General features: G+C 48.2%; 5 protein-coding genes. 4 read left to right on the plus strand and 1 reads right to left on the minus strand.

From position 1 onward, the window contains the following. The 3 genes from pheS to zapA all read left to right on the plus strand — a co-directional run. Window positions 1-842 (plus strand): phenylalanine--tRNA ligase subunit alpha (pheS, locus tag GRP75_RS15565; RefSeq protein WP_160789751.1); only part of this gene is annotated, 842 nt, incomplete at its 5' end. 28 nt (window positions 843-870) lie between these two features. Then, the gene (gene pheT, locus GRP75_RS15570) at window positions 871-3,318 is read left to right on the plus strand and encodes a phenylalanine--tRNA ligase subunit beta (protein WP_160789752.1); all 2,448 of its coding nucleotides are present in this window, start codon (window positions 871-873) and stop codon (window positions 3,316-3,318) included. 209 nt (window positions 3,319-3,527) lie between these two features. Continuing rightward, window positions 3,528-5,552 carry a cell division protein ZapA gene (gene zapA, locus GRP75_RS15575; RefSeq protein WP_160789753.1) on the plus strand — a complete coding sequence of 675 codons (2,025 nt, stop codon included), beginning with the start codon at window positions 3,528-3,530 and terminating at the stop codon, window positions 5,550-5,552. Between the two features lie 151 nt (window positions 5,553-5,703). Here zapA and GRP75_RS15580 read toward each other — a convergent pair whose 3' ends face one another. Then, complete coding sequence (locus GRP75_RS15580) at window positions 5,704-6,063, minus strand: phage holin family protein (protein ID WP_023987773.1); 360 nt, start codon at window positions 6,061-6,063, stop codon at window positions 5,704-5,706. 152 nt (window positions 6,064-6,215) lie between these two features. Between GRP75_RS15580 and GRP75_RS15585 the strand changes: the two genes are divergently transcribed. Then, the coding region (locus tag GRP75_RS15585) for an endonuclease MutS2 (RefSeq protein WP_160789754.1) at window positions 6,216-7,815 on the plus strand (1,600 nt) is incomplete at its 3' end.

Below are 7,815 nucleotides of genomic sequence, written 5' to 3' on the forward strand. Positions count from 1 at the left end.
GACAGGTAGCCAATGAGGTGCGCGAGGCGATTGAAGAAGTCGTTAACCGTAAGCAGGACGAGTTCACGAAAGCAGAAACGAATGAGCGTCTGCAAGCGGAAAAGATCGACGTTACGCTGCCTGGACGCGCGTTGCCGCAAGGTGGACTGCACCCGCTCAACAAAGTGATTGAGCAAATCGAGGATATTTTTACAGGTATGGGCTATCGAGTGGCTGAAGGCCCACAGGCAGAGACGGATTATTATAACTTCGAAGCATTGAACCTGCCTAAAAATCACCCCGCACGGGATATGCAGGATTCATTTTACCTGACCGAGGATCTGTTGATGCGTACCCATACGTCACCGGTTCAGATTCGTGCGATGGAAGCGATGAAGGGCGAAACGCCTATTAAGGTTATCTGTCCGGGTACAGTTTTCCGACGTGATGATGACGATGCAACGCATTCTTTTCAATTCCACCAAATTGAAGGGCTTGTCATTGGAAAAGACATTCGTATGAGTGATTTGAAAGGAACCTTACTTCAATTTGCACGCGAAATGTTCGGAGAATCGACCGAAATCCGTTTGCGACCAAGCTTCTTTCCGTTCACAGAGCCGAGTGCTGAAGTAGACGTGACTTTTGTGAAGAAAAATGGCGAACGTGTATGGATCGAAATTTTGGGCTGTGGCATGGTCCATCCGAAAGTGCTGGAGATGGGCGGTTTTGATCCCGAGGTGTACAGCGGCTTTGCATTCGGTATGGGTGTAGAGCGGATTGCTATATTGAAATACGGTATCGACGATATTCGTCATTTTTATAACAGTGACCTGTCGTTCCTGAAACAGTTTGCGCGTCAATAAACAACTATATCAAGGGAAGTGAACCCATATGAAAGTATCATTCGAGTGGCTGTCCGAGTATGTATCGCTGGATCAGGTAAGCGCGGAGGAGCTAGCAGAGAAAATCACCCGTTCGGGTATAGAAATTGATGAGGTCGAGCAGCGCAATCAAGGGATTACTGGCGTCGTTGTCGGCTATGTTAAAAGCAAGGAAAAGCATCCAGATGCTGATAAGCTGAATGTATGTATTGTCGATGCAGGTCAAGAGGAAGATCTGCAAATCGTGTGTGGTGCCAAAAACGTGGATGCAGGTCAAAAGGTTCCTGTTGCAGTTGTAGGGGCAAAGTTGCCGGGAGATTTCCACATTAAAAAAGCCAAGCTACGCGGTGTTGTATCCATGGGCATGATCTGCTCGGCCAAAGAACTGGGCATGAATGACAAGCTGCTTCCAAAGGAATTGCAAGAAGGTATTTTGGTGCTGCCTGAGGATGCTGAAATTGGTATGCCAATTACGAAGCTGCTGGCGCTGGATGATCAGGTACTGGATTTTGATCTGACACCCAACCGTTCGGATTGCCTGAGCATGCACGGAGCAGCATATGAAGTGAGTGCGATTCTGGGACGTGACATTTCGCTGGCTGATCCGGCTAAGGATCTGGTGGAAATTAGCGATGCAGCAGCAGATCATCTGTCCGTGAAGGTAGATACTCCTGAACTGTGTACGCACTATGCGGCCCGTTATATCACAGGTGTAAAAGTGGGGGCTTCCCCGTTATGGATTCAAAACCGTCTGATGGCGGCAGGTGTTCGTCCGATCAACAACATCGTAGATATTACGAACTACGTCATGCTGGAATACGGTCAGCCGCTGCATGCTTTTGATGCGGATAAGCTAGAAAATGGAAATATTGAAGTTCGACTCGCTCGTGCCGGCGAAACATTGATTACACTTGACGATCAGGAGCGTAAGCTGGAGCCGCATATGCTGCTGATTACAGACGGTGTGAAACCAATTGCATTGGCAGGCGTGATGGGTGGAGCCAACTCCGAGGTTACGGATGCGACGGTCAGCATTGCGCTGGAATCTGCGAAGTTTGACGGCGGTACAGTTCGCAAAACATCCCGTCAACTTGGACTGCGTTCGGAAGCAAGTCTGCGTTTTGAAAAAGAGGTTGATCCAGGAGCTGTTGTGCCTGCTGTGAATCGTGCAGCTGCGCTGATTCAGCGTTATGCGGGAGGCACTGTACACCAGGGCATCGTAGAATCTGCGTCTGCAAAAGCTGAAAACCGCATTATCAAGCTGTCGCTAGATAAAATAAACCGATATTTGGGAACCGAACTGTCTTTGCTTGAGGTGAAAACGATTTTCGGTAGACTTCATTTCGGATGTGGCGACGCAGAGCAAGGGGTACTGGAAGTTGAAGTACCTACACGCCGTGGAGATATTACCATTGACGTGGACTTAATCGAAGAGGTAGCTCGTCTGTATGGTTACGACAATATCCCGACCACGCCGATTGAAGGGCCGACAACTCCGGGAGCTTTGACAGCATCGCAATCATTGCGCCGCTCCCTGCGCAGATTGCTGGCTCATGGTGGTTGGCAGGAGACGATCAGTTACTCTTTTGTACATCCGCAAAGTACGGGGTTATTTAATGCCCTGACAGAAGGTAGTCATCCGGTACGTTTGGCTATGCCTATGAGCGAAGACCGTAGTGTTTTGCGTACGAGTATCATTCCACAGATGCTGGATACAGCAGTGTACAACATGAATCGCAAGCAAGACAATCTGGCGATTTTTGAGATGGGAACGGTATTTTATACAGAGGAACAAACATTAACCCGTCAGCCGCAGGAAATTCAAGTGCTTAGTCTACTGCTGACTGGGGTACGCCGTGAAAAACAATGGAATATTGGTGCTGTAAAGGTTGATTTCTTTGATATTAAAGGCGCGCTTGAAACGGTGTTTGACTATTTCGGGTTGAGTGCCAGCATTCGTTATGTGGCTGACCAACCGCAAAGCTACCATCCGGGCCGTTCCGCTTCGGTATGGCTGGATGTGAATGGGAACTCTCAACGGATCGGTACCATTGGGCAGATTCATCCGGAGCTTCAACAATCTTATGGGCTGAATGATACGTATGTAGCGGAAATTGCGTTGCAACAGGTCGTTGAACACGCAAACTCTCATATTCAGTTCAGAGAGCTGGCTCGCTTCCCATCCGTGGAACGTGACATTGCCCTCGTGGTAAATAAAGACGTTGAGGCAGGTGAACTGCTTCGTGTTATTCACGCTGCAGGCGGAGAGCTATTGCAGGATGCGCGAGTGTTTGATGTATTTACAGGCAGTAAGCTTGGTGAAGATAAGAAGAGTGTAGCTATCTCTCTGACCTATCGTCATTGGGAACATACGTTGACGGATGAAGAGATCAATGCGGCGCATACTCCTGTCGTTACTTCTCTGGAACAAACTTTTGGAGCGGAATTGAGAAAGTAGCAGGAAATGCGGGAAGCTGTATCGAATCTTAGTGACAGAGGTTCGATACGGCTTTTTGGCCTATCATCATAGGAGCTCTCTTACTCTGATATTTACCCGCTGCGGGGAAGCCGGACTAATAAGGTTGAACGCTTCACGGAAGGCGGGTTACCATAGTACCGGACACACCTTAGAATCAACATACAGTAGTATTGAAGGAGGGCATAATTGTGACTACACCAGATCGTACTCGCGTCACTGTAGAGATCTACGGTACTTCTTATAAACTCGTCGGCAGCAATACCGATTATATGAAGCAGGTTGCCAATTACGTGGATGAGCGTATGCACAGCATTTCTCAAGCTCATTCGCGTCTGGATATGCCCCGAATTGCCGTGCTGGCTGCGGTTCATATGGCAGAGGAAGCTGTACAAATCCAGGAAATTCAGAGTCATATGAACCGCTTAGCAGCGGAACGAGCAGAGCTCCGGGGAGATCTGGCGCAACTCCAGACGGCTCTAGGGGAACAGCAGCAAAAAAATACAGATATGCATCAATCTCTTATTCAACTAAAGGAAGAAAAGGAAGCAACGCAGAAGAAGCTGATGGAAACCGAATCTGTATCAGCCAAGGAGATTGCCCAATTGAAGGCAAAGCTGGAACAGCAGGAGAAAAGAGCGGCTGAACTTGAAAATGGACAAAAACAAGCTAAACGTGAATTAGAGGAGTCTCGTCAAGAAGCTTCTCGCAAGCTGAAAGAGCAGCAGGAGGCGGCCAATGCTCGTATCCGGCAGATAGAAGAGCAGATGAAGAAGGAAGTGGCTGAAGCGGCTAAACAGGCTGAAGCCAAGCTGTCAGCTGCAGAGAAGACTCATCAGGAGCAAAAGCGTACAGAACTGGACAAGCTGCGATCTGCTTTGCAGCAAGAGCATAGCAAGAAGGTAAGCGAATGGCAGACCAAGTGCTCCGGGCTGAATGAGCAGCTGGAGCAGGAACGTAAACAGGCTGAATTGGCGTTGAATGAAGAAAAGCTACAGCATCAGGAAGCGCAGAAACGAGCTGATGAAGCTGCACTGGAGCAGGAGATTCGGGTTGAGGAGCTTCAGGAACAATTAGAACAAGTACAGGCAGGCAGTACAGAGCTTTCTTCTCGTCTGGGAGAGGCTCAAGAGCAAGCAAGAGTACTGAAGCAACAACAGTCCGAGCTGGAGTCTGTACTGGAAACTCAACGACAGGTTGCGATAGAGCGAGAGCAGGCAGATACGCTTGCGCGTGAAGAACTGCAAAGCCGATATGATCAATTAGAAGCTGAAGCCAAGGCTACGCAGCAGCAGACGGCTAAGCTGGAGGAAGAACAGCGGCGGATGCAGAAGCTGATGGAGCAAGCTCACGTATCTTCTCGCAAGCTGCAAAGTGAGCTGGCTACGCTAGCTGAAAGCGAGAAGTCATGGAAAAAACTTGCAGAAGAACGCCAGTTGGCAGTTGATGAGCTGGAGCTCTCCCTGCTGGAAGCACGTGAACAGAAGGAAGCGATACAGGAGCAATTACAGCACACAGCGGCTGAGCTCGAAGCTATTAATGATAAATTTGCTTCACAACAGCAACGGCTAGTTCAACTCGAAGCGAGAATCAAGGAGCTTTCACCTGAGCTGATTCGTGTTCAGGATGAGCTTGAGAAAGCCAAAGTCCGAGAGCAAGAGGGAGCGAAGGCGTATCAATCGCTTCAGGAGCAATATGGAAGCATGAAGAGCCGAGCTGGACAGCTGGAGCAAAACATCAAGCAGCTTCAACAGGAAGATCACGAACGGCGGAGTAAACTGGAACGTGCTGAGGAAGAATCTCTGGAGTGGCAACTTAAATACGATCAGTTGAAGGCAGAAGCGGAACGTCTGGAAGCTGAAGATGCTGCCCGTAAGGAAGAATTTGCATCTTGGGAACGTGAAATAGCGGTAACAGTTGAACAAAAGGAACAGCTTCAGGAGGAGACTCGTTTGGCGGTTGAAGCTGCCAAAACGGCGAAAGCTGAACAGCAGTCCATAGAGCAGGAACGAATGGCCTTGCAGTCTGAATTGGACGAAGTGGGTCAAAAATATGAAATGGCGGCGCATCAGCTTCGTTTGTTACAAGTACAACAGGACGTAGATCGGGAAAATACGGAGAAGATTTTTACAGAATTACGTCAATTACAGGAAGAATACACTAAGCTTCAAACGGAGTACAATGAATGGATTGAACTTATCGAACAGGATCAGTAGATACGGATTATAAATGTATGGCAATCCCCGGCTGCTCATCGCCGGGGATTGTTTGCTTATTGTATCCACTCAGAAGTGTTTATGACAAAAAGCTGTCCTTTGGCAGACGAAATCTGCTTCGGGACAGCTTTGCCGGGAGGGTCTACTGAAATTATTTCCCGTCTTTGCGACCGGCTTCAAACGGTGTCGATACCGGAATGAACAGGTCGATAATCCCGATAACCAATGCAGCGAGCAATGCGCCCAGAACGGAAACACTGACATTGGTCACCACATACTGAGCGATCCAGATAACCAGAGCGCTCACTAGAAAACCTACGATACCGCGTCCAAATGGAGAAACGCGTCGGCCGAACACTGCCTCGATGATGTAACCAACCAAGGCAATGACAATGGCAAGAATCAGCGCGCTCCAAAAGCCGCCTACACTAAATCCGGGAACGATCCAGCTTACGACCATCAGCACCAGAGCGGCAACGATGAAACGTACAATGTGCCCGAGAATGCTCACGGAATAACCTCCTTTGTTTTTTGAATTTACAGGGTTAGACAAAGGTTAGTGTGTGGCATGAAGAGCTTTCTTATGTGTAAAACAGAGTTGGCAAATAGCGTAAGTTTGCTGCTTTCGGTATAATATAGATATAAGTGAAAGGAGTAGTGAAGTTGGACTCTAAAATTTTCAAAACCCTTGAATATCAAAAAATTCTAAATAAACTAAGTCACTATGCCCAAACGGCAACGGGACAACAGACAGCCCTTCGACTACAGCCCAGCGATGATTTGGAGCATATCAAGAAAATGCTGAAAGGCACGGATGAGGCTTATGCTGCTGATCGCCTCAAAGGAGTGCCTTCATTTAACGGAGTAGTAGATATCACTCCGGCGGTGAAGCGTGCCCGTATTGGTGGAACGTTAAGCCCGCAGGAGTTGCTCGGCATTCGGACAACAGTTCAGGCCGCACGCCGTATACAGGTATACGTGACAAGTTTGCATGAGGAAAATCCTGTCGAAACATTGCTGTATTGGAGTGAGCAGCTTTCGGAGCAGAGAGGTTTGGAAAACTCCATTAAAGGCTGTATTGACGAGAATGCAGAGGTGCTGGATTCTGCCAGCACAGAGCTTTCTCAAATCCGTCGGGAGCTGCGCTCGGGAGAAGTGCGTATTCGTGAAAAGCTGGATTCCATGATTCGTTCCTCAACTGTCTCCAAAATGCTTCAAGATCAGTTGATTACGATTCGCGGAGATCGGTTTGTGATCCCGGTTAAGGCCGAATACCGTTCTTATTTTGGCGGAATTGTTCATGATCAATCCGGGTCTGGTGCAACATTGTTTATCGAGCCTGAATCCATCGTAGCCATGAACAATAAGCTGAGGGAAACAAGGCTGAGAGAAGAGCGTGAAATTGAAGTCATTTTACAAAAGCTGACCGCACTCGTCGCAGAACAAGCAGATATGTTGCTGTATGATGTGGACATTTTGGGCAATCTTGATTTTATTTTTGCAAAAGCGCGTCTCGCCCGTGAAATGAAGGCAACCTTACCTTTAATGAATGACCGCGGATATTTAAAGCTGAAAAAGGGCAGACATCCTCTAATTCCGTTGGAGCAGGTTGTTCCCATTGATGTGGAGTTAGGCAATTCATACACCTCTATTATCGTTACCGGACCGAACACAGGGGGGAAAACCGTTACCCTGAAAACCATTGGCCTACTTAGCTTGATGGCGATGTCTGGACTGTTTGTACCTGTTGAGGATGAAAGCCAGCTGTGTGTATTTGATGCAATCTATGCCGATATTGGTGACGAGCAGAGCATTGAGCAAAACTTGAGTACATTTTCCAGTCACATGACCAATATCATTAGCATCCTGAAAAATATGACGCCAAAAAGTCTTGTATTGCTTGACGAAGTGGGGGCAGGAACGGACCCCGCAGAAGGTTCGGCTCTGGCTGTATCTATTTTGGAGCATATACATGCCATGGGTTGCCGCATGGTTGCGACGACTCACTATAGTGAATTGAAGGCGTATGCCTATGAGCGCAAAGGAATTATTAATGCAAGCATGGAGTTTGATGTCGCTACATTAAGCCCGACTTACCGCCTTCTGGTCGGTGTACCCGGACGAAGTAATGCATTTGCCATTGCCGAGCGATTGGGATTGCCAGGGCGTATTTTAGACTATGCCCGTGGTGAGGTAACGGAAGAAGACCAGCGCGTTGAGCACATGATCGCGTCACTGGAGCAGAACCGTTTGACAGCTGAGC

This window comes from Paenibacillus sp. OT2-17, from assembly GCF_009827695.1.
GTDB classification, from domain to species: Bacteria; Bacillota; Bacilli; order Paenibacillales; family Paenibacillaceae; genus Paenibacillus; species Paenibacillus polymyxa_B.

Coding starts and splice junctions, on each gene's coding strand:
- pheT (WP_160789752.1), top strand. CDS start 871: ATGAAAGTATCATTCGAGTGGCTGTCCGAGTATGTATCGCTGGATCAG.